Origin of the sequence: Mycobacterium sp. E3305 (genome assembly GCF_001666785.1) — a bacterium.
GTDB lineage: Bacteria > Actinomycetota > Actinomycetes > Mycobacteriales > Mycobacteriaceae > Mycobacterium.
Genome location: NZ_LZJA01000288.1, coordinates 17887 through 44099, shown reverse-complemented (window position 1 = coordinate 44099; position 26213 = coordinate 17887). Strand labels below are relative to the sequence as shown.

General features: G+C 67.3%; 27 protein-coding genes. 13 read left to right on the top strand and 14 right to left on the bottom strand.

Annotation, left to right across the window (positions count from 1 at the left end):
* Window positions 1-6 precede the first annotated feature (6 nt).
* Window positions 7-726 (top strand): SDR family oxidoreductase, encoded by a 720-nt coding sequence (locus A5701_RS24840; RefSeq protein ID WP_067760515.1) that lies wholly within the window; start codon window positions 7-9, stop codon window positions 724-726.
* Here A5701_RS24840 and A5701_RS24835 read toward each other — a convergent pair.
* The gene (locus A5701_RS24835) at window positions 689-1555 is read right to left on the bottom strand and encodes an LLM class flavin-dependent oxidoreductase (RefSeq protein ID WP_067760513.1); all 867 of its coding nucleotides are present in this window, start codon (window positions 1553-1555) and stop codon (window positions 689-691) included. The two genes, A5701_RS24840 and A5701_RS24835, sit on opposite strands and share 38 nt — an antisense overlap.
* Before the next feature lie 78 nt (window positions 1556-1633).
* On the opposite strand from A5701_RS24835, the gene A5701_RS24830 reads away from it, so the two are divergent.
* Genes A5701_RS24830 through A5701_RS24810 form a run of 5 tightly spaced genes read left to right on the top strand, consistent with a single transcriptional unit; the run spans window position 1634 to window position 7386 of the window.
* Window positions 1634-2707 carry an acyl-CoA dehydrogenase family protein gene (locus A5701_RS24830; RefSeq protein ID WP_067760511.1) on the top strand — a complete coding sequence of 358 codons (1074 nt, stop codon included), beginning with the start codon at window positions 1634-1636 and terminating at the stop codon, window positions 2705-2707.
* Window positions 2704-3801, top strand: coding sequence for an acyl-CoA dehydrogenase family protein (locus A5701_RS24825; protein ID WP_067760509.1), 1098 nt, complete (start codon window positions 2704-2706; stop codon window positions 3799-3801). Before A5701_RS24830 ends, A5701_RS24825 begins: the two co-directional genes overlap by 4 nt.
* The gene (locus tag A5701_RS24820; protein ID WP_197499217.1) at window positions 3798-4955 is read left to right on the top strand and encodes an acyl-CoA dehydrogenase family protein; all 1158 of its coding nucleotides are present in this window, start codon (window positions 3798-3800) and stop codon (window positions 4953-4955) included. Before A5701_RS24825 ends, A5701_RS24820 begins: the two co-directional genes overlap by 4 nt.
* Entirely contained in the window at window positions 4952-5887 is a 936-nt protein-coding gene (locus A5701_RS24815) for an acyl-CoA dehydrogenase family protein (protein ID WP_067760507.1), read from the top strand. The genes A5701_RS24820 and A5701_RS24815 overlap by 4 nt, the downstream gene beginning before the upstream one ends.
* On the top strand, window positions 5884-7386 hold the full coding sequence (locus A5701_RS24810) for a class I adenylate-forming enzyme family protein (protein WP_067760505.1): 1503 nt from the start codon (window positions 5884-5886) through the stop codon (window positions 7384-7386). The genes A5701_RS24815 and A5701_RS24810 overlap by 4 nt, the downstream gene beginning before the upstream one ends.
* Before the next feature lie 9 nt (window positions 7387-7395).
* Here A5701_RS24810 and A5701_RS24805 read toward each other — a convergent pair whose 3' ends face one another.
* Window positions 7396-7803, bottom strand: a complete 408-nt coding sequence (locus A5701_RS24805) for a hypothetical protein (protein WP_231968929.1) — start codon at window positions 7801-7803, stop codon at window positions 7396-7398.
* A 117-nt stretch (window positions 7804-7920) separates the two neighbouring features.
* Between A5701_RS24805 and A5701_RS24800 the strand changes: the two genes are divergently transcribed.
* The 3 genes from A5701_RS24800 (at window position 7921) to A5701_RS24790 (ending at window position 10719) form a co-directional block, all read left to right on the top strand.
* Window positions 7921-8283 (top strand): hypothetical protein, encoded by a 363-nt coding sequence (locus A5701_RS24800; RefSeq protein WP_067760503.1) that lies wholly within the window; start codon window positions 7921-7923, stop codon window positions 8281-8283.
* Between the two features lie 77 nt (window positions 8284-8360).
* Window positions 8361-9389: a hotdog fold thioesterase gene (locus A5701_RS24795; RefSeq protein WP_067760501.1), complete on the top strand. Its 1029-nt coding sequence runs from the start codon at window positions 8361-8363 to the stop codon at window positions 9387-9389.
* A gap of 124 nt (window positions 9390-9513) precedes the next feature.
* On the top strand, window positions 9514-10719 hold the full coding sequence (locus A5701_RS24790) for an amidohydrolase family protein (RefSeq protein ID WP_067760499.1): 1206 nt from the start codon (window positions 9514-9516) through the stop codon (window positions 10717-10719).
* A gap of 4 nt (window positions 10720-10723) precedes the next feature.
* On the opposite strand, the gene A5701_RS24785 is transcribed toward A5701_RS24790, so the two are convergent.
* Window positions 10724-11218 carry a DUF421 domain-containing protein gene (locus A5701_RS24785; RefSeq protein WP_067760497.1) on the bottom strand — a complete coding sequence of 165 codons (495 nt, stop codon included), beginning with the start codon at window positions 11216-11218 and terminating at the stop codon, window positions 10724-10726.
* A 267-nt stretch (window positions 11219-11485) separates the two neighbouring features.
* Here A5701_RS24785 and A5701_RS27775 point away from each other — a divergent pair, with 267 nt between their 5' ends.
* Entirely contained in the window at window positions 11486-11863 is a 378-nt protein-coding gene (locus tag A5701_RS27775) for a hypothetical protein (protein WP_082969832.1), read from the top strand.
* On the opposite strand, the gene A5701_RS24780 is transcribed toward A5701_RS27775, so the two are convergent.
* Genes A5701_RS24780 through A5701_RS24770 form a run of 3 tightly spaced genes read right to left on the bottom strand, consistent with a single transcriptional unit; the run spans window position 11826 to window position 14134 of the window.
* Complete coding sequence (locus A5701_RS24780; protein ID WP_067760495.1) at window positions 11826-12125, bottom strand: hypothetical protein; 300 nt, start codon at window positions 12123-12125, stop codon at window positions 11826-11828. The genes A5701_RS27775 and A5701_RS24780 overlap by 38 nt on opposite strands.
* Before the next feature lies 1 nt (window position 12126).
* Complete coding sequence (locus A5701_RS24775) at window positions 12127-13620, bottom strand: molybdopterin-dependent oxidoreductase (protein WP_067760494.1); 1494 nt, start codon at window positions 13618-13620, stop codon at window positions 12127-12129.
* Between the two features lie 13 nt (window positions 13621-13633).
* Complete coding sequence (locus A5701_RS24770) at window positions 13634-14134, bottom strand: oxidoreductase (RefSeq protein WP_067760492.1); 501 nt, start codon at window positions 14132-14134, stop codon at window positions 13634-13636.
* 220 nt (window positions 14135-14354) lie between these two features.
* Here A5701_RS24770 and A5701_RS24765 point away from each other — a divergent pair, with 220 nt between their 5' ends.
* Window positions 14355-16322 (top strand): SpoIIE family protein phosphatase, encoded by a 1968-nt coding sequence (locus A5701_RS24765; protein ID WP_067760490.1) that lies wholly within the window; start codon window positions 14355-14357, stop codon window positions 16320-16322.
* Here the strand turns inward: A5701_RS24765 and A5701_RS24760 are convergent.
* From A5701_RS24760 to A5701_RS24735, 6 genes are all read right to left on the bottom strand, one after another.
* Entirely contained in the window at window positions 16319-17560 is a 1242-nt protein-coding gene (locus tag A5701_RS24760) for an acyl-CoA dehydrogenase family protein (protein ID WP_067760488.1), read from the bottom strand. The two genes, A5701_RS24765 and A5701_RS24760, sit on opposite strands and share 4 nt — an antisense overlap.
* Window positions 17557-18699 carry an acyl-CoA dehydrogenase family protein gene (locus A5701_RS24755; protein WP_067760486.1) on the bottom strand — a complete coding sequence of 381 codons (1143 nt, stop codon included), beginning with the start codon at window positions 18697-18699 and terminating at the stop codon, window positions 17557-17559. The genes A5701_RS24760 and A5701_RS24755 overlap by 4 nt, the downstream gene beginning before the upstream one ends.
* Window positions 18700-18788: 89 nt before the next feature.
* Window positions 18789-19760: an alpha/beta hydrolase gene (locus tag A5701_RS24750; RefSeq protein WP_067760484.1), complete on the bottom strand. Its 972-nt coding sequence runs from the start codon at window positions 19758-19760 to the stop codon at window positions 18789-18791.
* Between the two features lie 144 nt (window positions 19761-19904).
* The gene (locus tag A5701_RS24745; RefSeq protein ID WP_067760482.1) at window positions 19905-21053 is read right to left on the bottom strand and encodes an amidohydrolase family protein; all 1149 of its coding nucleotides are present in this window, start codon (window positions 21051-21053) and stop codon (window positions 19905-19907) included.
* Window positions 21050-22087 carry an amidohydrolase family protein gene (locus A5701_RS24740; RefSeq protein ID WP_067760480.1) on the bottom strand — a complete coding sequence of 346 codons (1038 nt, stop codon included), beginning with the start codon at window positions 22085-22087 and terminating at the stop codon, window positions 21050-21052. The genes A5701_RS24745 and A5701_RS24740 overlap by 4 nt, the downstream gene beginning before the upstream one ends.
* A gap of 5 nt (window positions 22088-22092) precedes the next feature.
* Window positions 22093-22476 (bottom strand): Rieske (2Fe-2S) protein, encoded by a 384-nt coding sequence (locus tag A5701_RS24735; RefSeq protein ID WP_369807447.1) that lies wholly within the window; start codon window positions 22474-22476, stop codon window positions 22093-22095.
* 127 nt (window positions 22477-22603) lie between these two features.
* Between A5701_RS24735 and A5701_RS24730 the strand changes: the two genes are divergently transcribed.
* Window positions 22604-23830 carry a cytochrome P450 gene (locus A5701_RS24730; protein WP_067760478.1) on the top strand — a complete coding sequence of 409 codons (1227 nt, stop codon included), beginning with the start codon at window positions 22604-22606 and terminating at the stop codon, window positions 23828-23830.
* Between the two features lie 9 nt (window positions 23831-23839).
* Window positions 23840-24997, top strand: a complete 1158-nt coding sequence (locus A5701_RS24725) for a Zn-dependent alcohol dehydrogenase (RefSeq protein ID WP_067760476.1) — start codon at window positions 23840-23842, stop codon at window positions 24995-24997.
* 1 nt (window position 24998) lies between these two features.
* Here the strand turns inward: A5701_RS24725 and A5701_RS24720 are convergent, their stop codons facing one another.
* Both A5701_RS24720 and A5701_RS24715 read right to left on the bottom strand, forming a co-directional pair.
* On the bottom strand, window positions 24999-25730 hold the full coding sequence (locus A5701_RS24720; RefSeq protein WP_067760474.1) for an SDR family NAD(P)-dependent oxidoreductase: 732 nt from the start codon (window positions 25728-25730) through the stop codon (window positions 24999-25001).
* On the bottom strand, window positions 25727-26167 hold the full coding sequence (locus A5701_RS24715) for a VOC family protein (protein WP_082954804.1): 441 nt from the start codon (window positions 26165-26167) through the stop codon (window positions 25727-25729). Before A5701_RS24715 ends, A5701_RS24720 begins: the two co-directional genes overlap by 4 nt.
* Window positions 26168-26213: the final 46 nt, after the last annotated feature.

Here is a 26213-nt window from a genome sequence, read left to right as displayed (position 1 = left end):
CGCCCCTTGAGAACCGCATTGGTCACCGGCGGCAGCGGCGGGATCGGCAAGGCGTGCGGTCGCAAGTTGGTCGAGCTGGGTTACGACGTGGTGCTGGCCGCGCGTCGCGAGGCTCCGTTGCGTGCCGCCGCCCAGGAGATCGGCGCGCGTCACCTGGTGGCCGACGCCTCGGATCCGGACGGATTCGTCGCGGCCACAAGCGCTTTGGAAAGCATCGACCTGGTCGTCCACGCCGCGGGCACGCTGGGCGGAACGTACGCGCGCAAGCAGACGTTCGAGCAGTGGCGGACCATCATCTCGGCCAACCTGGACTCGTGCTTCGTGGTCACCTCCGCCGCGCTGCCAAAGATGCGTGCGGGTTCGCGGTTCGTGTTCATCTCGTCGTCCGCGGCGCACGAACCGATGATGGCCCGCACCGCCTACTCGGCGTCCAAGGCCGGCATGAACGCGTTCGCCCGCGCCCTGGCCCTGGAGGTCGACCGCGACGGCATCGCCGTGCACCTCGTGACGCCGGGACCGGTGGAAACCGAGATGCTGCAGGATGTGCCGTTCGAGATGTACGCGATTCGGGTCTCCGACGTGGCGGACGCCGTCGCGTGGCTGGACACCGTCGACCCGTCCCTTGACCTGCCGGAGGTCCGGCTCAGCGCGGTGCAGCGCGGGCCGTTCGCCCGGCCGCCGGTCGTTCCTACCGAGGCGCGGCGGCGCCGCCAGGGAACGCCTTGATCACCGATTCGCCGAATTCGTGCAGGGAATCAGGCTTCGCGAAGTCGGTGAACCACACGTAGAACCGCTCGACCCCCTGAGCGGACAGACCGTCGAAGTGACCGATCAACTCGTCGGCGTCGCCGCACACCAGGCCGGAGCCCAGGTTGCCGAATCGGCGGAAGCTCACCTCGCGCACGGCCTTGGGATCGCTGGCGGCCCGGACAAATCCCACCATCTGCTGGATCGATACCCGGGCGGACCCCGCTTCCGGGGCCAGCTTGGGCAGCCGGTCGAGGTGGTTTGCCGGCACATTCCACCAATCCGCATGCCTGCGAACGAGTTCCATCATCCGCGGTCCCGTTCCGCCGAGGACCAGGGGTATCGGATGGGACCGGCGGGGGGACTGCGCGGACTCCCCCGTCCCGTCGCCCCAGTACTGCCGGATCAGCTCGAGATGCCGCCCGAGTTGCGCGACCCTGGCCTTCGGATCTTGCTGACCCACAGCGAATCTGGTGAACTCCGTGGGCCAGGATCCCGCACCCAGGCCCAGATCGAACCGGCCCTCGGATGCGTCGGACAGGGTGACGGCCTGTTTGGCCAGCACGGCGGGATGGCGAAACGCGTCGCACAGCACCAGGTGGCCGATCCGCAGTCGCTCCGTCTTGGCCGCCACCCAGCCGGCAATCCCCATTGCTTCCCAGATGCTTTCGTCGGGCAACCCCGGCGCCTCGAGGTGATCGATGAACGCCAGGCCGTCGAAGCCGCTGTCCTCGGCGTGCCGGGCCCGCTCCACGATGTCGGCCGCCGACAGCCGAACCTGCGGCAGGAACAAATACCACTCGACCATGCGCCCACCTATGCGTCTATTCCCGTGCGATTGCGGACCGGGCCGCTAGTTTACTATTTTTATTATGTTAGGGGTCTTATGGATGTTGGACTGAACGCGGAGCAGCTGTCGCTGCGCGAGACCGTGCGCGACATCCTGCGTGCCGAGTGCCCGCCCGACTCCGCCCGGCAGGCGATGACGGATCCGGAGCGGTGGCGGACGCTGTGGAAGACGGTCGTCGACCTCGGTTGGACGGAATTGGCCGCCCCGGGGACCGGCGACTACGGACCGGTTGAGCTCGCGCTGGTGCTCGAGGAATGCGGTGCGGCCATCGCGCCGATCCCGCTGTTGAGCAGTGTCGGGCTGGCCGCCGGCGCGTTACGCGACGCGGGCCTCGACGCGGTTCTCGACGACATCGCCGGCGGCGTGGTCGCCACCCTGGCCGTGCACGCCAAGGGATCTCGGCTGCCCGGGGCGCCGATGACGCTGCGCGCCGGGCGCCTGCGCGGACGGGCGGTCGCGGTCCCCAACCTGTCGCGCGCCGAGCTGCTCGTCACGCTGGCGCGGGCCGACACCGCCCCCGATGGCGCCGTGGTGGCGGTCGCGCGCTGCGGCGACGGGGTGACCGTCATCCCCGGCGAGTCGACCGACCCCGCGCAGCCGCTGGCAGACGTCGAGGTCGACGCCGAGCCGCTGGCCATCGCACCGGTCGACACCGAGCGAGCGTTGACGGCGCCGTTGGTGGCCGCGGCCGCCGACCTGGTCGGCACGGCGAGCGCCGCCTTGAACCGGGCCGTCGAGCACGCGAAGACGCGCCGCCAGTTCGGCACGCCGATCGGCGCGTTCCAGGGGATCAAGCACGCTTTGGCCGACAACTACGTCGGGCTGGAGCGCGCCCGCAGTCTCACCTACGCCGCGGCGGCCCGGCTGGGCGACCCGACCACGGCGCCCGCGGAAGCGTGGACCACCGCGGCGCTCGCCAAGGCGGCGGCCGGCGATGCGGCGGCCACCTGCGCGAGAACCGCGGTGCAGGTGCACGGGGCGCTCGGGCAGACCTGGGAGCACGACGCCCACCTCTACGTCCGGCACGCATGGCAGGCCGCCGCGATGCTGGGCGACAGCCGCGCCCTGTACCACGAAGTGGGACGCCGTTTCGCGGGCGGCGCGGCATGACCGGGGTGGTCGAAGAATTCGGCGCCTGGCTGACGGACTTCCTGCCGAACGACTATTACGAAAACTACCGCGAGTACCGCTGGGATCTGCCGCTGCGGCGTGATTACCAGCGGGCGGCCTTCGAGGCCGGATGGATTCAGCCGACCTGGCCGAAAGAACACGGCGGTCGATCGCTGGGCCTGCGCGACGCGATGGAGGTTCGGCTCGAGGCGGCGATGCGCTCGGCGCCCAAGCTGCCGAACATCGCGGGTCCCAACGTGGCCGCGCCCGGCATCCGCCAGTTCGGCACCCCGGCGCAGATCGAGCGGTTGCTCGTCCCGCTGCTGCGCGGTGAGGAATGGTGGGCGCTGGGCATGTCCGAACCGGAGGCCGGGTCGGATTTCGCCGGTCTGCGCACACGCGCCGAACGCGATGGGGACAGCTTCCGGGTTAACGGCCACAAGATCTGGACCACCCAAGCCCATGAATCGCGGTGGTGCACACTGTATGCCCGCACCGACCCGGAAGCCCCGAAACACCGCGGGATTTCCTGCCTGATTCTCGATCTGCACTCGCCCGGGGTGCGGATCGAGCCCATCCGGATGGCGTCGATCTCCGACGAGACGTTCTGCGAGGTCTTCCTCGACGACGTCGAGGTGCCTGCGGACAACCTGCTGGGTCCATTGCACGGCGGGTGGAACGTCGCCCTGTCGTCGCTGCACCATGAACGCCAGATGATCTGGATCATGAACTGGGTCGAGATCAAGCGAGGGCTCGAGTCGGTGCGCAACGCGCAGCCGACCGCGGACATCTGCGCGGAACTCGGTTCCCTGCTCGCCGACGCCGAGGCGTTGCGGGCCACCGGGTACCGCGCCCTGGGCAACGAACTCGCCGGACGACCGAGCCCCGAGGCCGACTCCATGAAACTGCTCGGATCCGTTACCTTGCAGCGTGTTTGGGATCTCGCCGCGGCTGCGCAAGGAACGCAATCGCTGAGCGACCCGGATCTGCTCTTCGAACGCCAGGACGCGCTTGCCGCGACCATCTACGGCGGGACATCGGAGGTCCAGCGCAACATCATCGCCGAGCGGGTGCTCGGGCTGCCGAAGGGATGACAACGATGGATTACGACCTCGGCGACGACGCCGCACAACTGCGGAATCACCTGCGCGAGCTCGTGGCCAACCACATCCCCGCCGACTTCTTGGGCGCCTGCACCGAGAACCCCCGGGATCTGGCCACCACCGAGACCTTCTGCAAACTGCTGGCGGCCGAGGGACTGCTGGCGCTGGCCTGGCCGAAAGAGCATGGCGGCGGCGGGGGTTCGGTCTGGCAGCAGACGGTGCTGCGCGAGGAGATGTGGGCCCAGCACGAACCACGTGGTCCCCAGTACATGGGGGTCAACTGGGTCGGCCCGGCGTTGATGCGCTACGGCACGGCCGAACAGAAGGCCAGGCACCTGGCGGCCATCGCCGCGGGAGATGTGATCTGGTGCCAGGGCTTCTCCGAGCCCGAGGCCGGTACCGACCTCGCCTCGTTGCGCACCCGCGCCGTGCCGGACGGGGACGGTTGGCGCATCACCGGCCAGAAGGTGTGGACGTCCTATGCGCTGATGGCATCCTGGTGTGTGCTGGCGGCGTGCACCGATCCCGAGGCGCCAAAGCCCAAGCGGCTCACCCTCTTTCTGATTCCGATGGACCGCCCCGGCTTTACCGTCCGGCCGATCGGGTCGATGCTGGGACCACATCACCTCAACGAGATGTTCCTCGACGACGTGCAGGCGCTTCCCGGCGACGTCCTCGGCGAGGTCGGCGACGGCTGGCGGGTCATGCGCGAGGCGCTGGCATTCGAGCGCGTCGGCATCGCCCGCTACGCGCGCTGCGAATCATTGCTCGACCGGATGAGCACCCAGCTCGGGGACGACTGGTCCACGCTGCCCGAGTCGCTCCGCTCCCGCTGGGTCCGGGCGCTCGTCGATCTTCGGGTGGCCCGGTTGCTGGCTTACCGGGCGGTGTCGTTGCAGGACGACCCGGCGGCGGGCGCCGCGGCCAGTGCCGCCCGCATCGCCACCACGACGTGCGACCAGCAGGTCGCCGAGCTGCTCTTCGACGTGCTGGGCCCGATAGCGCTGGACAGTGGCAGCGGCGCCGCGCTGCACGGGGCAATCGAAGACCATTGGCGGTACGCACAGGCCGCCACCGTGGCGTCGGGCACCATCGAAGTGCAGAAGATGTTGGTGGCCCGCGACGTGTTGGGAGAGCACCGGTGAAAACTGATCTGCCACAAGACATCAGCGACTTCGCCGCGGTCGCGGCCAAGCGGTTCGCCCGGCTGGGCGGCCCGCAGGCGGCGTTGCGCGCCGAGACCGACGACACCATCCGGGACGCGGCGCGCGCGGCCCTCACCGAGGTCGGTGCGTTCGAGCTCGATGTGCGGTCGGCACCCGACGACCTGCTGGCCGCCGCCGTGCTGTGCCGGGCCGCCGGCGCGATGGTGTTGCCCTATCCCCTCGTCGAGGAGCTGCTCGCGATCGACGGCGCCCGCCTGGCCCTGGTCAACCCCGAGGCGCCGCGCATCGACCACGGCGACCTACCGGGCGACTGGATCGCCGCCGACCTGGACGGCAACCGCTACCCCCCGGAGCCGGCGTCGCGGACCAGCGCCAAACTCGGCCCGTTCCTGGTGCCCGCTTCCCTCGGCGCACCCGATGGAATCGTCCCCGCCGACGACATTAACCTTCATCTCGTGCTGGGATCATGGCGGATTCTGGGATCCGTTCAGCAGGCGCTGCACATCGTCACCGATCATGTGCGCGCCCGCGTGCAGTTCGGTAAGCCGCTGGCCGATTTCCAGGCGGTCAGGTTCGCCGTCGCGGAGGCCGCCGTCGCCGTGCGCGGGCTGCACGAGTTGGCCAAATACACCGTCTGCCGGCCGGAGTCGCTACCGCTGCCGGTCCGCTCGGCTGATGCACTCGTCCTGCGGCTCAAGGCATCCGACACCGCGCGTCAGGTGCTGCGCACCTCCCATCAGCTGCTCGGCGCCTTGGGTTTCTGCGATGAGTCCGACGTCAGCGTGCTCGACCGTCACACGCAACCGCTGATCCGTTTGCCGCTGGGCGCCGAGGCGCTCGCGTTGCGACTGATTCCCGGTGTCCCGGATGGCTCGTTGGAGACACTGTTCAGCGGGCCGGTATCGGCGTGAGCGCCACCGAACCGATCGCGGCCGAAGGGGCGGCCAACCCGTTAGCGGACGGAATCCCGTTCGGCGCCAAGCTTTCCGAGCTCGCCGAGGAGCGCGGCGACGACACGGGCGTAACCATCGTCGCCCTCGACGGCACCACGAAGTCGCTGACGTTCGGTGAGCTGGACGCGCGCGCCAACCAATGGGGCCGCGCGCTTTCCGCAAAAGGTGCCGGAACCGGTTCCCTTGTCGCCCTGGCGATCCCGAACTCGATACACCTGGTCCTGGCCACACTGGGCTGCTGGAAGATCGGCGCCGTTCCAGTTCCCATGCACTGGGACCTGCCCGAATGGGAGCGCGATCGGGTACGCGAGGTGATCGATCCCGCCGTCGTCGTCGACGAGGTGAGCCGCTGGCGCCTGGATGCCCAGGCCGGTGCCGAGTCCGCTGAGGCTCTGCCCGACGCCATCTCCCCCAACGCCAACGGCATCTGCAGCAGCGGGTCGACCGGCATACCGAAAGTCATCCTGAGCCTGGCGCCCTCGCTGTGGACCCCCCAACACGGCGAGCCCTTCCTGTCGAACTGGACGCCCGTCGCCCAGCCGCAGACCATCATGGTGCCCGCGCCGATGTACCACACCAACGGGTTCGCCACCTTCTTCTTCCTGCTGGCCGGCGACCATCTGGTGATACTCGAAAAGTTCGATGCTGCCCTGGCTTTGGATGTCATCGAACGCTTCCGGATCACCAATTTCACGGCCACGCCCACAATGCTGGCGCGCATAGCGGCCCGGCCCGACGTCCGGGAGCGCGACTTGTCCAGCATCGTGTTCATTCTGCAGGGCGCCGCTGTCATGCCGCCGTCGCTCATGCACACCTGGTTCGAACTGCTGAGCCCGCAGCAGATCGTGTCGGCGTACGGCATGACCGAGAACCTCGGGCTCACCGCATTGCGGGGCGACGAGTGGCTCGCCCACCCGGGTAGCGTCGGCCGCGGTTTCCGGGAAACCGAGATCCGGATTCTCGACGCCGGAACGAAACCGCTCGGGCCCGGCGAACACGGCGAGATCTACCTGCGCGCACCGATGAGCGCGGGGTCGCGCTATATCGGCGGCGCGGCGCCGCTACCGACCACCGAAGACGGCTTTCGCTCCGCCGGCGACATCGGCTACCTGGACGAGGACGGTTATCTCTACATCGTCGACCGCCGCGTCGACATGATCATCACCGGCGGTGCCAATGTCTTTCCGGCGGAAGTAGAGTCGGCTCTGGCGGGTCATCCCGACATCGCCGACGTCGTCGTCATCGGACTCACCGACCCGCAGTGGGGTCGCCGGGTGCACGCGGTGGTGCAGCCGGCCGACGGCGCGGTGCTCAGCGAAGAACAGGTGATCGAGTACGCGAAGAGCCGGCTCGCCCACTACAAGGCGCCCAAGACCGTGGAGTTCGTCGACGCGATTCCCCGCACCGCGGCGACCAAGGTGAATCGCTCGGCGATGATCGAGGCCCGTGGCGGCTGAAGGCCAAAGTCAGCCTACGGCGGCAATCCCTGCGTTGGATATGGTGAAGCCGCGACCCGAGCTCACAGTGCACGTCACGCCGTCCGTCTCCGACCGGCAGCTGAACGGCCCGGCTCCAGCCGTCTTCCCGTAGCCGAGGCTCGGCGTGCCTTCCGGCGGGTTGGCCAGACAGCTTTCGCCGGTGCAGCGGGACAGGACGCCGGCGGGGTCCATGGTCACCGACTGCGGCGGGGAGATGCTGAAGCAGAACGCCTCGTCGGGGATGCCGTGGCGCTGGTAGTCGATCTCGCAGCTGATGTTGCGCGACGGCGACAGGAAGGCCACGTAGTTGTCCTGGTCGGCGGCGGCCGGCGGGGCGAACGTCGGCGTGCATGCGGCCAGCACGGCCGCCGCGGCGGTCAGCGGTTTTGTCAACACGGTCACAACATTAGGGCCTGTCCGGGACGCCGACCGTGTCGACATTGTTGCGCCGTAATTGGGATCGGTAACCGGAACCGGAGGCAAGACTTTCGCCAATCAAGCGAAAGGAACGTCGTGGACACCATCCGCACCCTGAAGAAGCTCATCGCCGGCGCACTGCTTTCGGGTGGCCTGGCGGTCACCGCGACCGGGCTCGCCGCGGGCCCCGCCCAGGCCGACAATCCGGATTGGGGCCCTGCGCATCAATGGTGCCCGGGGCAACCCCTGCCGGCCACCGGCAACCACGTCACCGACCCTTTTCGGGGCTGGGACATGAACGTGTGCCACACCTACTACTACCTCTGGCCCGGGATGGGCAACGTCTCGAGCATGATCTGGGACGGGGACAACCCGCCGCCGAAGCCGCCACCACCGCCGGCCCTCATCAACAAAGACAACTGCCAGCAGATACTCGGAATCTTCTGCCCCAGGGCGTGAGCGCACATCGGCCGGGAGGCGCGGTAACCTCATTCTCATAGCGCGAGCAGCGCGCCGAGGAAGGGGACGAAGCGCTCATGGCCGACCTTGGCGACGACGGCGAAGTGACCCGCGGCGACCGCTTCATCAAGACGGCCGTCGAAATCTTGGGCGAAACCGGCCGCACCGACTTCACGGTGCAGGAGGTCGTCGGCCGGTCCAAGACGTCGCTGCGCGCCTTCTACCAGCATTTCAGCAGCAAGGACGAATTGCTGCTGGCACTGTTCGACCGGACCATCGCCCAATCGGTCCAGGCCTGGCGCGCCGAGACCGAGGGGCTGGACAGCACCGCGGCGCTCAAGCTGGTGATCGACCGCATCAGCCAGCAACCGGAATCAAGCACACAAGACAGCCTCAATCGCGCCTTGACCCTCTATAACCAGCACCTGGCCGAGACCCGCCCCCGCGATTACGCGCGGGTCCTCTCCCCTTTGCATCGCCTGATCCGCGACATCGTGGGGCAGGGCATCACCGAGGGCGTGTTCAACCCGGGACTGGACGTCGCGGCGTCGGCCGCCATCGTGATGCAGACGGTGATGGGCGCGCAGCGATTGCATTGGCTGGGTGCGGAATTGAACGGGACGCCGGTCGACGTCGGGCACCTCTACGAGTTCTGCAGTCGCGCCCTGGGCATCCGGGACAGCGAGGAGTCGAACCAGCTGTCGCTGTCCGAGCTGTTCGCCCAGATCGGCCTGCGGCCGGGAACCCGCGACGGTGAATTCGCGATGACGATGCCGGTCAGTCCCGCCGTCGTCAACACCTCGGGCGCGTTGCAGGGCGGCCTGATCGCGACGCTCGTCGACGTGGCAGGCGGGCAGTTCGGCCTCGAATACCTGACGCCGGGCACCACGATGACCACGGCGGACCTCTTCGTTCGCTACCTTCGCCCGATCCGGCAGGGCTTGGCGTTCGCGGTGCCCCGGATGCTGCGATCCGGCCGGCGGGCGATGGTGATGCAGGTCGACATCTACGGCGAGGCGGACGACGAGCTCCTCGCGACGGCGACCGTGAACTTCGCCGTCATCGACGGAAAAACACCGGAGATCCCCACCTGGCCGGGCACCTAGCCGGCGTCATCGGGCGTCACGCCGGCGACGACCGGGCCCAATGGGCGCTACACGCAAGGCCCTCATGAGTGGTAACGTCATTACCACCTACTGAGAACCCCAGATTTGCCCCGAGGAGATCGCCATGCCGTCTCGCGAACTTTCCTTCCCCGTGTTCGACGCCGACAACCACATGTACGAGCCGCAGGAGGCCCTGACCAAGTTCCTGCCGGAGAACCGCAAACGCGTCATCGACTACGTCCAGGTGCGTGGCCGCACCAAGATCGTGGTGCGCGGCCACATCAGCGAGTACATCCCCAACCCGACGTTCGAGGTCGTCGCCAAGCCGGGCGCCCAGGAGGATTACTTCCGCAACGGCGCGCAGGGCAAGAGCTATCGCGAGATCCTCGGCGAGCCGATGAAGGCCATCCCCGCCTTCCGCGAGCCCGGCGCGCGGCTGGAGGTCATGGACGAGCTGGGCATCGACTACGCCCTGATGTTCCCGACGCTGGCCAGCCTCGTCGAGGAGCGCATGAAGGACGACCCCGAGATGACCCACGACGTCATCCACGCGCTGAACCAATGGATGTACGAGCAGTGGTCGTTCAACTACCAGGACCGCATCTTCGCCACCCCGGTGATCACGCTGCCGATCGTCGAGCGCGCGCTCGAAGAACTCGAATGGTGCCTCGAGCGCGGCGCCCGCACCGTCCTGGTGCGCCCGGCGCCGGTGCCCGGCTACAAGGGCAGCCGGTCGTTCGGGCTCGAAGAGTTCGACCCGTTCTGGCAGGCCTGCATCAAGGCCGAGATCCCCGTCTCGATGCACGCCTCGGACAGCGGCTATTCGGAGTTCGCGAACGTGTGGGAGCCCGGCGACGAGTTCCTGCCGTTCAAGCCGACCCCGTTCCGCAGCCTCGTGATGGGTCACCGGCCGATCATCGACGCCATGGGTGCGCTGGTGTGTCACGGCGCGCTGTCCCGCAACCCCGAGCTGCGGATCCTGTCGATCGAGAACGGCGCCGACTGGGTGCCGGACCTGTTCAAGGGCCTCAAGGGCGTCTACAAGAAGATGCCGCAGTCGTTCAGCGAGAACCCGATCGAGGCGTTCAAGCGTTGCGTCTACATCACCCCGTTCTGGGAGGACCGGTTCACCGAGATCGTCAAGATGGTGGGCACCGACCGGGTGTTGTTCGGCTCCGACTGGCCGCACCCCGAAGGCCTGAAGGACCCCATCTCCTTCGTCGACGAGCTGACCGACTTCGACGAGGCGGACATCGCCAAGATCATGGGTGGCAACCTGATGAAGCTGATGAAGGTCTCCGCACCGGCGAAGAAGCCCGTCTCGGCCTGACCGGTCACTCGGCGGAATCGCCGTCGGCGATGACGGAAACCACACCCTTGGTTTCGAATAAGGCGAGGCGGACGTGGGCGGGCGTTCGGTGACCGTGTTGGCGCAGTATCGCGTCCAGGTCTCCCCGAGTTAGCCTGCAGCGCTTGAGGTTCTTTTCGTCCACTTCGCCGTCGCTGATCAGCACCCGAACCGGTGGATCCACGAGGCGGCGCACCCAGGGCTTGAAGCGCAGCCGCGCAACGAGGTCGTGGGCGCCGATCAGGGTGAGCAGGGCGGCGACCCCGGTAAGCCACGAAGTGTCGGCCGCCGTCGCGGTGCGCCCGACAATGGCGCCGACGGCGACTGCGGTGACCCAATCGAACGGCGTGAACTCAGCGATCGTGCGCCGCAGCATGAGCCGGAAAGCGGCTGCGGCGGTGACGAATAACGCGAGCGCCTTGAGTGCCGCGTAGGCCGCTGGCCGCCACCCGCTGTAGAACTGCAGCAGTAGGTCACTCATCGCCGCCGCCTGCTCGCACTGCAATTACGAGACGCGGCCGCGCCGGGCGAGGACCAGGGCGCGTTGACGATCGACACCGAGGCCCTTAGCCCAAAGTTCGATGATCCCGCCGGGCTCACTCATGGCAGTCCTCCTTGCGCGCATGGTCGTTGCGGTCCGGGGACCGCCCCGCGACCGGCAATACCCGCGGACGCCGCGTGTAAACGACTGTCGCTGGGTATTCGCCAGACTGGCGCACGTTCGGCGGCCGCGACGATGGGAGGACAGATGAGTGTGGCATCGGAAGGCCGGGCGCCGGTGACCATCGACACCGATGTCGAACTACTCGCCGCCCAGATTCAGGCACTCGAAGCGCTGGGACGAAAGGATCTGGTCGAGGACGGCGAGGTCTACGACTTCAGCGTCCGGTGGGGCGCTGTGCTGGCGGGCCGGCTGCCCCGACTGGTCCACTACAGCTCCCTCGGTCTGCTCGATGATGCGGACCGGCACCGATTCGAGTCGCTGTGCGCTGACCTCCGCAGGGTCTCCGAAAGTGCCGAGCGGTTGGGACTTCCGCGCCCCGTCCTGTCGGACGACAGGGCCGCGACGACGAAGACGCATCGTCGTCTCAGGATGCGGTCGCGTTCCCCGATGCGCCGTAGCTGAGAAACTCCTTGTCCGGCAACACGATCCCAGTGCGCGGTTTGGCACACTCCGGATTGCGACATGTCAGCGCCACCATGTAGGCATCGTCGTCCTCGTTCAAGAACAGGAATCCGAGGTATAGCGCGCGGCCGACGTCGAAGGCGGTGCCACCGCACCGCTCGCAGTGGCCACCCTTGGCGTCGATGCATTCCAGCACGCGATGCCGCGCAGCCGAATTCAGCTCGATGAGCTCCGGCCGCACCGTCGGGTCGTGGTCGGTCACCTCAGATCTCCACGTCCTTGTCGTAGTGCACGTGGTCCTCGCGCCAGCCACCCAGGCCGTGACCGATGCCGGAATAGTCGTTGATGAACTCGATCCCGTTGATCCACTTGACCATCTTGAATCCCACCTGTGTCTCCACCCGCAACCGCAGAGGGGCGCCGTGTTTGATGGGCAACGGCCGGCCGTTCATCTCGTATGCCAGCAGTGTCTGCGGCTTGTAGGCCAATTCGAGGTCCATCACCTCGTAGAACTGGCCCCCGGGAGTCTCTGCCGCCGGTTCGTCACGCCCGGTGTCCTGCATGCTGAGAAAGCAGATGTATTTGGCCTGCGGCAACGGCTTAACGAGATCCGCCAGCGCAGCCAGCGAGATCCCGCTCCACTCGCCGATACTGGTCCAACCCTGCACACAGTTGTGCATCGTCCGCTGCGTCTGCCGCTCGGCGAGCGCCCGCAGCGCGGCCAGGTCGAGGGTCACCGGATTCTCCACGAGGCCGCCGACCGCTAGCCGCCAATCGACGAAATTGTGGACCGCCATCACCTTGTATTCGGTACTGGCGGGCGGCTTTCCGTTCACTCGGTGATCTTCGGTCAGCTTGCGGGCCGGGTAGTCCTGCCGCGAATTCAGCGGGCGCAGCAGGAGCAGCCGAACCCGGGTGACCACGCCGCCGAGGACGCTTTGCACTTGGGTGGGATTGCGGAGGCTCCACTTCGTGGCCGCGATGTGGACGGCGATGATCGCTCCGATGATGACGAACGACAGCGCGGTGGCCCAGTACACGTTGCGCACGGATCCGAAGATCATCGACGCCGTCAGTTGACCCCAGCCCCAAAAGAAGATCATCGAGAGATGGATGACGATGAAGACGACGAAGGCCAGCAATCCCAGGAAATGCAGGCTCCGCGCCCACTGCCGGCCGCCCCACATCCGCACGTACCACGGAAAGCGCGCCTCGATCGCCGGTGACTGCGCCGCCCCGGTCAGGATTTGGAATGGCGCCAGGAGGAAAACGACGCCGGCATAGGTCAGCTTCTGAATGGCGTCCAACGGCTCGCCGGGCAACAGCGGCGGCAGGTTGAAGGACAGGTAGGTGACGATGTCGTCGACGGCTTCGGGAAAGATCGACCATGAATAGGGCCAGTACCGGTGCCATTGACCGGTCGCGAAAAGCAGGACGTAGTACGACAGTCCGAGCAGAATCCAGCCGATCACCGAGAAGAAGTGCCAATGGCGTCCCATGCCCAATTTGTTGTGACCGGGAAGCGCGACCAGTGAGCTGTAGGACTCTTCTTCGTCGAGGGTGTCGTATAGCCGGTGCCGCGGCATGACTTTGCGGGTGAAACGCGCCCATTCGCTGCCCGGTTTGCTGTCGTCGTGCCAATACAACTTGGGGTGGGTGCTGAGGATCTCGATGCCGCTGCGGATGATCAGCGTGACGAACAAGACGTTGAGCCAATGGTCGACCCGCAGCCACACCGGATAGTCGAGCGTCGTCATGCCTGAGCTCCAGTCAGTCGTACCACTGTTGCCGTTGCGGGTAGGCCACGTTGACTCCCGAGAGCACGGTCGCGTGCACCGCAACGAAGGCTGCGGCGAGCGCGAAAGCGAATGTGCCCGGGGTGAAGTCCCATCGGCCCGTCACCGCGTCCAGCCCGCCGAGGGTGACCCATCGGCTGATCAGGTAGACGGCGAGAAAGGCCAGGCAGAGCAGACTCCCGAGGTACCAGCCCGCCGCAGGCACACGCGGTTTGAGGGCGAACACCATCGCCGTCATCGCCGACAGGCAACCGACCACCACCAGGCCCGCGTAGACGGCGAAGTACCAGGGCGCCGGCGAAAGCGTGGCGAAGACGTAGGCATGCAGGGCCACCAGGCCGCCCAGCAGGGCAGCGCCCAGCGCGGTCACCGTCCGCGGCAGGTTGAAGGCGACCCAACCGTTGAAGGTGAGCACCGATGAGGACCAGATGCTCCGCCAGAACGAGATCAACCGCCCTGGGCCGACATTGACCATGGGCGCGTGATACCCGCGCCGAGTAAATACAAACAAGCCTGGTTTAATCACTCGACCCGCGCCGGGACACCGAAGAGCCGCACGCCACGCTAGGAAAACCGTTGCACCGGGCACGGGGCCGCCATTGCTAGTCTTGATGTCTGTGCCTGGCCAGTGCTCAGCGCTTTTGGGCCAGCTTGCGGGACTCGGTCCGAGGAAGGGTCCGTAGGAGGGACGGCCGATGGCGGCCCAGAGAAACTGGGACAAGACCGTGGGTGCGGCCGACGACGTGCGCCGCATTTTCGAGAATGTCCCCGCGCTGTTGGTCGGCCTGGAGGGGCCCGACCACCGATTCGTCGCGGTCAACGCCGCCTACCGGGCCCTGAGTCCCCCGGTCGACAGCATCGGGCTCCTGGTGCGCGAGGTCTATCCGGAGCTGGAGAGTCAGCAAATCCTGCAGATGTTCGACCGGGTGTATCAAACGGGCGAACCCCAGTCGGGAACCGAGTGGCGCGTGCAGGCGGACTTCGAGGGCTCCGGGACGGCGCAGGAACACTTCTTCGACTTCATCGTCACCGCGCGGCGCGCCGACGACGGCTCGATCGAGGGGGTGCAACTCGCCTTCGTCGACGTCACCGACCGGGTGCAGGCGCGACTGGCCGCCGAGTCCCGCATGGCGGAGTTGTCCGAGCGGTACCGCAACGTCCGCGACTCGGCCACCGTCATGCAGCAGGCGCTGCTGGCCCCGTCGGTGCCCGTCGTTCCCGGTGCGGACGTGGCCGCCGAGTACCTGGTCGCCGCGCAGGACACCGCCGCCGGCGGCGACTGGTTCGATGCGATCCCCCTTGGGGATCGACTGGTTCTCATCGTCGGCGACGTCGTCGGCCATGGCGTCGAGGCGGCCGCGGTCATGTCGCAGTTGCGCACCGCGCTGCGGATGCAACTCCTGGCGGGGTATCCGGTCGCCGAGGCGCTGGCGGCCGTCGACCGCTTCCACGAGCATGTGCCCGGGTCCAGGTCGGCCACCGTGTGCGTGGGGTCGCTCGACTTCGGCACCGGCGAATTCCAGTACTGCACCGCCGGGCACCCTCCGCCATTGCTGGTCAAGGCGGAGGCCGACGCGCGCTACCTCGAGCCGTCCGGCGGCGGCCCGCTCGGCAGCGGCACGGGTTTCCCGGTGCGCACGGAGTTCCTCGACGTGGGCGACGCGGTCATGCTCTACACCGATGGCCTGATCGAGCGCCCCGGCCGGCCGCTGATGGCCAGCACCGCCGAATTCGCCGACCTGGCCGCGAACATCGCCGGCGGTCAGGGCGGGTTCGTCATCGAGTCGTCGGCGCGGCCCATCGACCGGATCTGTTCGGAGACTTTGGAACTGCTGCTGCGCCCGACCGGCTACAACGACGACATCACACTGCTCGCCGCGCAACGGCGGACGCCGCCGCCTCCGCTGCAGATGACGGTGGACGCGACGATTCAGGCCGCCCGCGCGGTCCGCGGCCGCCTGCGTCAATGGCTCTCCGACGTCGGCGCCTCCCCCGACGACATTTCCGACATCGTGCACGCGGTCTCGGAATTCGTCGAGAACGCGGTCGAACACGGTTACGGCGCAGAGGTTTCCGACGGGATCGTCCTCGATGCATCGCTGTCCGGCGACGGCAACCTGTATGCGTCGGTCATCGACCACGGGCAGTGGAAGGATCACCGGGAAGGCGAGCAGGGCCGCGGCCGCGGCCTTGCCATGGCCGAGGCCCTGGTGTCCCACGCGCACGTCAGTCACGGGCCCGGCGGTACCACCGCCAGCTTGACGCACCGCCTGTCGCGACCGGCCAATTTCGTCACCGACACGCTTGTCAGCCGGGGAGATCGGCCGAAGTCGGTCGACTCCGAGTTCGTCTCCTTGGTCACCGAACCGGGCCGCATCGCGGTCAGCGGCGACGTGGACTCCACCACGGCATCCACGCTGGATCGACAGATCGCGGTCGAAAGCCGTTCCGGCGTAGCGCCGTTGACGATCGATCTCAGCGCCGTGACCCACCTCGGATCGGCCGGTGTCAGCGCGCTGGCCGCCGCCCGCGACCGCGCGCAGCGGCAGGGCAGCGAGTACGTTCTGGTGGCCCCGCCGGGAAGCCCCGCGCACCATGTCTTGTCGCTGGTGCAGCTCCCCGTCGCCGGAGGGCTCGCCGAGAATCTCGTCGCGGAGGGCTAGGGGCGGTCGGACCGCTGGCCGTGCCGCACCTGCTTGAACGGCACACCGCGGTCGGCAGCGAACTCCCGCGGGAACCCCAGCACCCGCTCGCCGATGACGTTGCGGGCCATCTCCGTGGTGCCACCGCCCATCGCCACGGTCTGGCGGGACAGGTAGCGCAGCCCGGTTTCCAGGCCTTCGCCGGGTTCCCCGACAACGCCGGCGCTGCCGGCGATCGCCATGGCGGTGTCGACGTTCACGAACACCGTCTCGGCGTGGAACAGCCTGATGAGTGTGCCGCCGGCCGGCGGCAGGGTGCCGTCTCGGACGCTCCGGTAAACGTGGCCGATCAGCTGCTCGGCCACCGCGCGCTGCACCAGCGCGCGGCCGGCCAACTGCTCGACGCGTTCGTTACCGGCCTGGCCCGTCTTTTCGATCAGGCTCACGTAGTCGACGGGAATCGTGTGGCCGCCCTCGCTGCCGCTGCCGCTGGCGAACTCGGACCCCTGCCCCACCGCCCGGCGCTCGTGGTACAGCTGCCTCGACGCCACCGCCCAGCCGCCGTCGACCTCGCCGACGACGGCGTCGTCGCCGACGTCCACCCCGTCGAGGAACTCCTCGCAGAATTCGGTGGAACCGCTCAGCATCGTGATGCGGCGCAAGGTGATTCCCGGGTGCGCGATGGGCACCAGGAACATGGTCAAGCCCTCGTGCTTGGGGACGTCCCAATTGGTGCGGGCCAGACACAGCCCGTAGTCGGCGGCGAACGCGCTGGTGCTCCACGTCTTGGCGCCGTTGAGTATCCAGCGGTCGCCCTGACGATCGGCCCGGGTGATGACGCCGGCCAGGTCGGACCCGCCGCTGGGCTCGGACAGCAACTGAACCAGCACTTCGTCACCGCGCAGCGCCGCGGCGATGTGGCGCTTCTTTTGCTCCTCGCTGCCGGTGTCGAGCAGTGTGGCACAGCAGATGGTGAACGTGGGGGTGTTGAGGATCAGCGGCATTTCGTAGGTGAGGGATTCGGCGTCGAAGGCCTTCTGATACTCGTAGTCGAGTCCGAGTCCACCGTACTCGCGGGGAAAGCAGATCCCCGCGAATCCTCCTTCGTACAAGCGCTTTTGGAGTTCCCGAGCCCGAAGCCAGGATCGCTCGTCGTCGCGCGGGGCGGGCGGGGGTGACTCGGGATCGATGGGGGGCATATTGTCCGCCAGCCATGCCCTGGCCCGGGCCGCGAAGTCGGCAACGGATTCGGTCGTCATGGGTCCGAACGCCCCGCCTTCTCGTGCTCGTACACCCGCAGGTTGTGTTCCTCGGGCGTCCCGAACATGGAGCGGTACAACGTGACCCGACGCAAGTAGAGGTGCAGGTCGTGTTCCCAGGTGACGCCGATGCCGCCGTGCATCTGCACGCAGGCCTGAACGATCTGGCCGGCCATCTCACCCACGTAGGACTTGGCGATGCTGGCAGACAGCCCCGCCTCTGGCGAGTTCGCCGCGACGTCGGCGACCGCCGCGGCCGTAGTGGCGCGGCAGGCTTCGAGCCACAGCTTCATGTCGGCGAACTTGTGCTTGAGGGCTTGATAGGACGCCAACGGGCGCCCGAAGGTGTGCCGATCCAGCGCCCACTGCACGGTCAGGTCGAACACTGTCTGCAGGATCCCGACCACCTCGGCGCACTGCAGGACCTGGGCGATTTGGCCCTGCCGGTCGACGAGCGCGGCCGTCTCGGCGGCGGTGCCCACGGCCGCGGATCGCTCCACCACCACGCCGTCGAACCGCACCCTGGCGTATTGCTTGACCATGTCCACCGACTGCTGCGGGACCACCGTGACGCCGGGCGCATCGGTCGGGACCAGGAACTGGCGCACCCCGTCACCGCAACGCGCCACCACCAGCAGCACCGCGCTCTGCGCGCCCGCCTCGACCCGGTCCTTGGTGCCGTCAATCCGGTAGCCGGAATCGGTGGGGGTGGCCGTCACCGAGGGGTCCAGCGGCGCCCATCCGCGGCCGGGCTCCGAAACCGCCCACGACGCCACGGTTTCGCCGGACATCAACGCATCGATGGTCGCGAGGTGGGGCTGCCGGTCCGCGCACCCGACGAGCGCGGCCAGCACGGCGCTAACCGGATACAAGGGTCCCGGCGCCACCGTCTTCCCGAGCTGTTCGGCGACCAGCGCCAGATCCGCCAAACCGCTCTCCGTAATGCTGCCGCCGCCCAATTCCTCGGGCACCAGCAGGCTGGTCCAGCCGAGCTCCGCGGCGCGCAGCCACCAAGCCGGATCGAAGGACTCCCCCGCGGCCTGCAACTCGCGCACGCGGCGCAGCGGCGCTTCCTTTTCCAGGAAGGCTTGGGTCGTCGAGGTGAACAGCGTCTTTTCGGGAGAGTCGAGTGTCGTCATGCTGCCTCTCGTGGAGGATTCGCTGGCGTTTCGATGTTAGCAACGGGCGCTACGGTAAGAGCTACCGGAGTCCCCTCGATAGTGCACCGCTACATGGCGAACACACGGCGCAGCGAGCGGGCGTGCAGGGCCCGGTTCTCCTGCGAAACAACCCAATCGGGAACCATCGAGTCGAACCCATTGAATGCCGCTGCGATCACGTGCAATTCCGTGTGCACGTAGGCGTGCAACAGCCTGTTCGCGTAATCGATGGCCTCGTCGCGGCACGGATCGATCTCCGCACAGCTGATGAAGGTGGGCGGTAGGCCCTCGAGGTTCGCCCGGTGCGCGGGCACGTGCTGACCGTTGGCGCTGGCGTGCCCAAGGTAGTGCCCCCATGCCCGGCTCACCGCAGGCCCGTTGAGACCCGGGGTGCGCTGAAACTCACGCCGCGACTGGGTGGCGTCGGAGTCGAGCATCGGCTGGTGCAGGATCTGCACCAGGATCTGGGGGCCTTCGTCATCGAACATGCGCTGGCTCAGGCCCGCGACCAGGGCCGCGCCCGCGTCGCGGCCCATCACCGCGATGCGGTTGACGTCCACGTTCAGGTCCGCGCAATTCCGGATGGCGTAGTAGAAGCCGGCCTCGACGTCGTCCAACGCCGCCGGGCAGGGGTGCTCCGGGGCGAGCCGGTAGTCGACCGAAATCAACAGGCAACCGCCTGCCCTGGCCAACTCCACGCACTGCGCGTGATCGGTGTCCAGATTTCCGGTCACGAAGGCTCCGCCGTGGGCGTACAGGACGAGCGGCGAGCCCGACTCGGCCCGATCCAGGTTGGGCCCCCGGTAGAGACGAAGATTCAGCTGGTGGCCGCCCGGGCCGGCGATGGTGCGGGTCTCGATGGCGACATCGGCGGTGTCGACGTCCGCGGCGCGCTCGGCGGCGAGTCGGCCGGCGTGTTCGCGTTCGGCGGGCAGCGTCCCGGCGCGGAATTCGACGACGCCCAGTGCGGTGGCGGCCTCCCGGAGCACGGGGTCGATCCGGGTAAGGCCCTGCGGGCGCGTCAGATTCGTTTGTGTCATACCCTCTCCGCTTCCGGGCTCACCATGCGGGCTCGTCGGATCCCGGCGCGGGACGTGCCGGAAACCCTCTTCAAGGTAGACCTGTGATCAGGTGTGGTGAAAGACGAGGCGCTTGTCGCCGGAGCCCCGGCCATGGGCCCCGACTCAGCGTTCCCCGGGAAGCGCCTTGACCGTCGCCGGCAGCCCATAGAGGGCGGTCGCGTTGCCGCGCATGATCCGCTCGCGCTGGTCGGCCGGGAATCGGTTGATCGCGTAGGACGGCGCGTCGTAGCTCCAGTGTGGGTAGTCCGTCGAGAACATCAGGTTGTCGCCCATGTCCATCATCTCGAGGTACTCGCGGAACTGCACGGTGTCGGTGTCTTCCAGCGGCTGGGTGGTGAACCGAACATGTTCGCGCACATAATCCGACGGGCGCCGGCGCACGTGTGGCAGGTCGCCGCGGCGGGCCTCCCAGATGCGGTCCATCCGCGACATGACCGGCATGGCCCAGGTGAAGCCGCCTTCGACGAACACCACCCGCAGGTCGGGGTGACGGTCGAACGCGCCGTCGAACACCAGGCTCATCAGGTGCGAGACGTACAGCAGCGGCCAGGAGGCGAAGAAGTCGTGCCAATGTGCCGGATTGCCAACCGGATACAGCGGGATCAGTTCGAAGGGCGTCTGCCCCATCAGGTGCGTCGCCACCGGGAATCCGTTGCGGGCCGCGGCTTCGTACAGCGGGTCGAAATGCGGGTTGCCGAAGGGGATCCCACGAGTCTGGGGCGTCATCAGCACCTGGGCCATGTACGGGTGGCCCGCCCAGCGCTCGACCTCGCGCGCCGCGCGCTCGGGCGTCTGCGCGCTGACGCTGATCGATCCGCGCCAACGGCCGTGCCGGTTGTTCTTGTCGAGCCAGACGTCGGCGAGCCAGTCGTTGTAGGCGGACTTCAGCGCGTGTTCGGCTTGCGGCAGCTGGGCGTCGCACATCGGCTCGAGGGTCGCGATGCTGACACCGGCATCGAGCAGCAGCTGCTTGGCGGCGAATTCCGGGTCGCTGCCCGCGACGCCCCCGTCGGGCGGGGCGGCGTCCAGTCGCAGCGACATCGTCTTGTACGAATCGGGTGTGTCGTAGAAATGCGGCACCGGGGCGACCGCGTTGCCGGTCGGCCAGATCTTGTCCACCCATTCGGCCGCCGCGTATGACTTGAGCACCTCGGTCGAGACGGGCAGCGGGTGCACATCGGTGTCGACGATGGTGACCGCTATTTCGTCTTCTCGACCCGTTGCGGAGTCGATCCGCTCGATCGTCGTCATCGGACACGCTCCTTCAATCCGTAGAGCTCGCTGGCGTTGCGCCACAGCACCTTGTCTCGCTGCGCGGCGTCGAGGCCGTCGGCAACGCTCTCGGGTGGCGAGGTGGACCAGTGGGGGTAGGCCGACCCATACATCAGCAGGTCGGACTTCCCGGTGAATTCAATCCAGCGCTGCGTGTCGGTGGCATCGGTCGGCCCGTCGAACGCCGAGGAGCAGAACCGAACGTGGCCGGGCAGGTATTCGCTCGGGTAGCGGTCCACCCACGGGGTCTGATCCCGCATCGAAACCCAGAAGGTGTCGAGCCGCCAGATCAACGGGGTGAGGATGTCGTAGCCGCCGTCGGCGAAGACGAACTTGAGGCCGGGATGCCTGCCGAACACGCCCTCGACGATGAGGGTGGCCAGGTGCACGAAGTAGTTCAGCGGCATGAACGCCGCATAGCCCGGATAGGTGTGGGCGTGTCCGGCGAAGGTGGGCGGATAGTCGACGCCGTTGCCGCCGTTGATGTGCACCGCCACCGGCAGCCCATGGGCGGCGGCGGCCTCCCAGATCGGCTCGAACATCGGTTTGCCGTACGGTTCGCGCGACTGCATCGGGACGCCGACCTGTACCAGCTTGGGGTGGTCGGCCAACCGCTCGATCTCCGCGACGGCGCCCCTGGGGTCTTCCGGGTTGACGCGGATGGTGCCCCGGAACCGATCCGCGGGGTCGGGCTCGAGCCAGCGGTCGAGCAGCCAATCGTTGACCGCAGCACAGATGCGGCTGTTGAGCAGGTAGTCGGCGATGTTGCCCCGGGTCAGCGGGTTGAGGATGGCGTACTCGACACCGCGCTCGAAGAGGTGCCGGCTGACGGTCTCGGGATCCGATCCCGGGTAGTGGTCACCGTAGAGGTCTTGCCGGTAGTCGCCGCCGGGCGCTTGGTACCACTGCTGTTCGACGTCGGGAATCGACCGCAACTGGTGAGCGGCAGGTAGATAGCGCCGTATCTCCGCGTTGTAGCGGAAATGCGGTTGCACGTTGGCGTCGATGATCATGGGGCTCATGCGGTCAAGAACACCTCCCCGTCGGTGACGTCAACCGGGTAGGTACGGACGCGGCGCGTCGGATCGGCGAGGTTTTGTCCGGTGGTGATGTCGAATTCCCAGTTGTGCCAAGGGCATCGGACAATTTGACCGTCGCGGACACGGCGCAGGCCGCCGGGTTCGTCCGGGGCGAACTCATTGGTGCCACCGATCAGACCCAGGCAAAGCGGGGCGCCCTCGTGCGAGCAGTAATTGACGATCGCGTACAGCTCGCCCCGCACGTTGTACACGCCGACGCCGAACTTGCCGACGTCGACCAGCTTCATCTGGCCGGGCGGCAGGTCGTCCAGTGCGCACACGAATCGTCGCTCCGGCATTTGCATCACCGCCTTCGACGCCACGCAGCATCAATACTGTGCCCGTTACGGTAACCACGACAAGCCCGTTGGGCTTACTTGCTATTTATACTATGATAGCTAAATTCCCAGCGTACCAATCCGCTTACCGGCTGCTCAGGAGGAGCGCTGAATGACGCTCAGCACCGACCCCGCCAACCAGCCCGTCACGCTCGACTTCACCGGTGAAACCAGCCCGTACCCGTTCTTCGAGTACATGAGGCATACGGACCCGGTTTGGCACGGCGCCCTGGCCGACCACTCGCAGATGCCGGAAGAGCTGCGACCGAAAGACGAGTGGGTGCTGTTCGGTTACGACCCCCTGTTTCAGGCCTTCCGCGACGACCGGATCTTCAGCTCCCACAAGTACGACGAGACGATCGGTTTGGTGATGGGCCACACCATCCTGGCGATGGGCGGCAAGGAACACCACGACCACCGCAACCTGGTGGCCAAGGCCTTCCGCGCCACCGCGCTGGAACGCTGGGAACCGTCGGTCATCGGGCCGGTATGCGACCAACTGGTCGACGAAATCAAGAACGACGGCCAGGCGGACCTCGTCAAGGCGGTGACGTTCGAGTTCCCCACCCGGATCATCTCCACGCTCCTCGGCCTGCCCCCTGAGGACCTCGACCTCTTCCGGCGGTTGTCCCTCGACCTCATCTCCATCCCGACCGACATCGTGGCCGGGCTCAACGCCGCAGCGGAGTTGCACGGCTACTTCCTCGATCAGGTCGAGCAGCGGCGGCGCAAACGCACCGATGACATCATCGGGGACCTGGTGGCCGCCGAGATCGACGGCGAGAAGCTTTCCGACGAGGCCATCATCGCGTTCCTGCGGCTGCTGCTGCCTGCCGGGCTGGAGACCACCTACCGCTCGTCGGGCAACCTGCTCTACTTGTTGCTGACCCACCCGGAGCAGCTGGCGCTCGTCTACCGGGACCGATCGCTGATCCCGATGGCGATCGAGGAGGGCCTGCGCTATGAAACCCCGCTGACCATGGTCATGCGGACCACGACCGAAGAGGTCGAGATCGGCGGCAAGACAATCCCGGCCGACGCGCAGATCGACATGTGCATGGGATCGGCCAACCGCGACGAGAGCCGCTGGACCGACCCGAATACCTTCGACATCCGCCGGCCGCGCCAGGCGCACATCGCATTCGCCGGCGGCATCCACATGTGCCTCGGCATGCATCTCGCCCGCCTCGAGACGCAGGTGATGCTGAACAGCCTGTTCGATCGCGTCAAGGATCTGACCTTCGTGGCCGACGACGGGACCGGCCAGGAGTCCAAGATCGTCGGGCTCACCTTCCGCTCCCCCAACAAGCTTCCGGTCACCTTCTCCCCGGTCGCATGAGGAGGCCGCTTGAAAACTAGAGGAGCGCTCCTCCACGACGTCGGCGGGCCGTGGTCGGTCGAGGAATTCGAGCTCGACCCACCCCGGGCCGGCGAAGTGCTGGTCGAGATGGCGGCGGCCGGGCTGTGCCACTCCGACGACCACATCCTCAAAGGCGACATGTCGGCGCCCAACGAGGTGATGCGATCGCTCGGCCTGCCGACGATGTTTCCCACGATCGGCGGCCACGAGGGCTCGGGCATCGTGCGGCAAGTAGGCGAGGGGGTAACGGATTTCGCGCCCGGCGACCACGTGGTGATGTCGTTCGTCGCGGTGTGCGGGCAGTGCCGCTGGTGCGCGACCGGCATGGAGTACATCTGCGACGTCGGCGCTTTCACCCTCACCCCGGGGATGCCCACCGACGGCACCTTCCGTCATCACACCGCCGACGGCCGGCCACTGGGGCATCTGGCGAAGGTCGGGGCATTCGCCGAACACACTGTGGTGTCGACGAATTCGCTGGTGAAAATCGAGCCGACCCTGCCGCTGGCTCCGAGCGCGTTGCTGTCATGCGCCATTCCGACCGGTTATGGTTCGGCCGCCAACCGTGCCGGTGTACGCGGCGGGGACACCGTCGTGGTCATCGGTGCGGGCGGGATCGGGACTGGCGCGATCCAGGGCGCGCGGATCAGCGGCGCCGCTCAGATCGTCGCCGTGGACCCGGTGGAGTTCAAGCAGAAATCGGCGCTGCAGTTCGGGGCCACCCACAGCGCGGCCACGATCGCCGAGGCGCAGGACATGGTGCGGGACTTGACCTACGGCGTCATGGCCGACGCCGTCGTGGTCTCGCCTTCGCTGATCACCGCCGCCGACGTCCGCGACGCGCTGCAGCTCACCCGCAAGGGCGGGACGTGCGTGCTCACCGGAATGACGTCACAGCTCACGCGGTCGGTCAAGATCGACCTGCAGGACTTCATCCTGATGAACAAGACGCTGGCCGGAACGATATTCGGATCGTGCAACCCGAGGGCCGACATCTCCCGCCTCGCCCGGCTCTATCAGACCGGGCAGCTTCAGCTCGACGAAATGATCACCCGCCGCTATCGCCTCGACGAGATCAACGACGCCTACGACGACCTCCGCAACGGCAAGATCATCCGGGGCATCATCGATTACGGAGTCGGGTGAATCACCGCCGACGCATCAATCGCTGCACTTGGCCGTAGGCGTCAATCGGACTGTGTAGGGCCAGGCCGCCGTCGGCGTGCACGATTTGTCCTGTCACCCAGGGCAACTCGAGGAGGCCCACGATCGCCCCGGCCACGTCGTCTGCCTCCCCCAGCCGGCCGAGCGCCGTGCGTTCGGACAGTGCCTCCACCCAGCCGGGGAGTTGTTCGGGCTTGGCCAGCATCGGTGTGCGTGTGACGCCCGGCCCGACGGCATTCACCCGGATGCCGTGCACGCCCCATTCCACGGCGGCGACCTTCACCAACATGTCCACCCCGGCCTTCGACACGCAGTAGGCGCCCATGTCCCGGTCGGCGACGGTGCCACTGATACTGGAAACCGCGACGATCGAGCCGCAAACCCCGGCGTCGACCATCGCTTGCGCCCCGGCACGGATCGTCAGCCAGGTGCCGGTGAGGTTGACGCCCAACACCCGGTTCCATTCCGCGGGCGACTGTTCGAGCAACAGCCCCGAAGCACCGACCCCGGCGCAGGCGACGATCCGGGTGGGCGCGCCATGCTCGCTCACCGATTGTTCCATCGCGGCCGACACGGCGTCGGGATCGCTGACGTCACAGACGATGTCCGCATCGGCGAGATCCCACACGACGACGTCGTGAGCCGCATCGCGCAACCGTCCGGCAACTTCACGCCCGATTCCGGACGCACCGCCCGTGACCAGCGCGATGCTCATTTCGCCCGCCCGATCAGCTCAACGAGTACCCCGTCCGGCGCTTCGATCACCGCCATCGCGACGGTCCTTCCGTCCGGGGCCACGACATCGATGCGCCGCACGCCGTCGGTGAAACCCAATGCAGCCAAAGCGGCGAGCGTTTCGTCGACTTCACGCTGCAGTGAGAGCAACATGAACCCGTGCCGTAACGCGGTCGAATCCGGCAGTGCCTCAAGGGCGCCGGCCACCTCCACCAGTTCGACAAACCCGCTGCCCGATGTCTGCGGATCGCCGAGAAACACCGATCGCAGCCGATCGCTCCCGGCCCCGAACAGTTCCGGCCAATCGCCGACGAAGTCGTAATCCATCAACTGGCTCAGTCCCAGGCCTTCGCACCAGAATCGGAGCGACCGTTCGACATCGGAGGTGCAAATCGCCGAATGATGCACACCTAACATGGGCTTCCTCTCGATTGCAGAGCTTGCCCACCATCATGCAACGTCG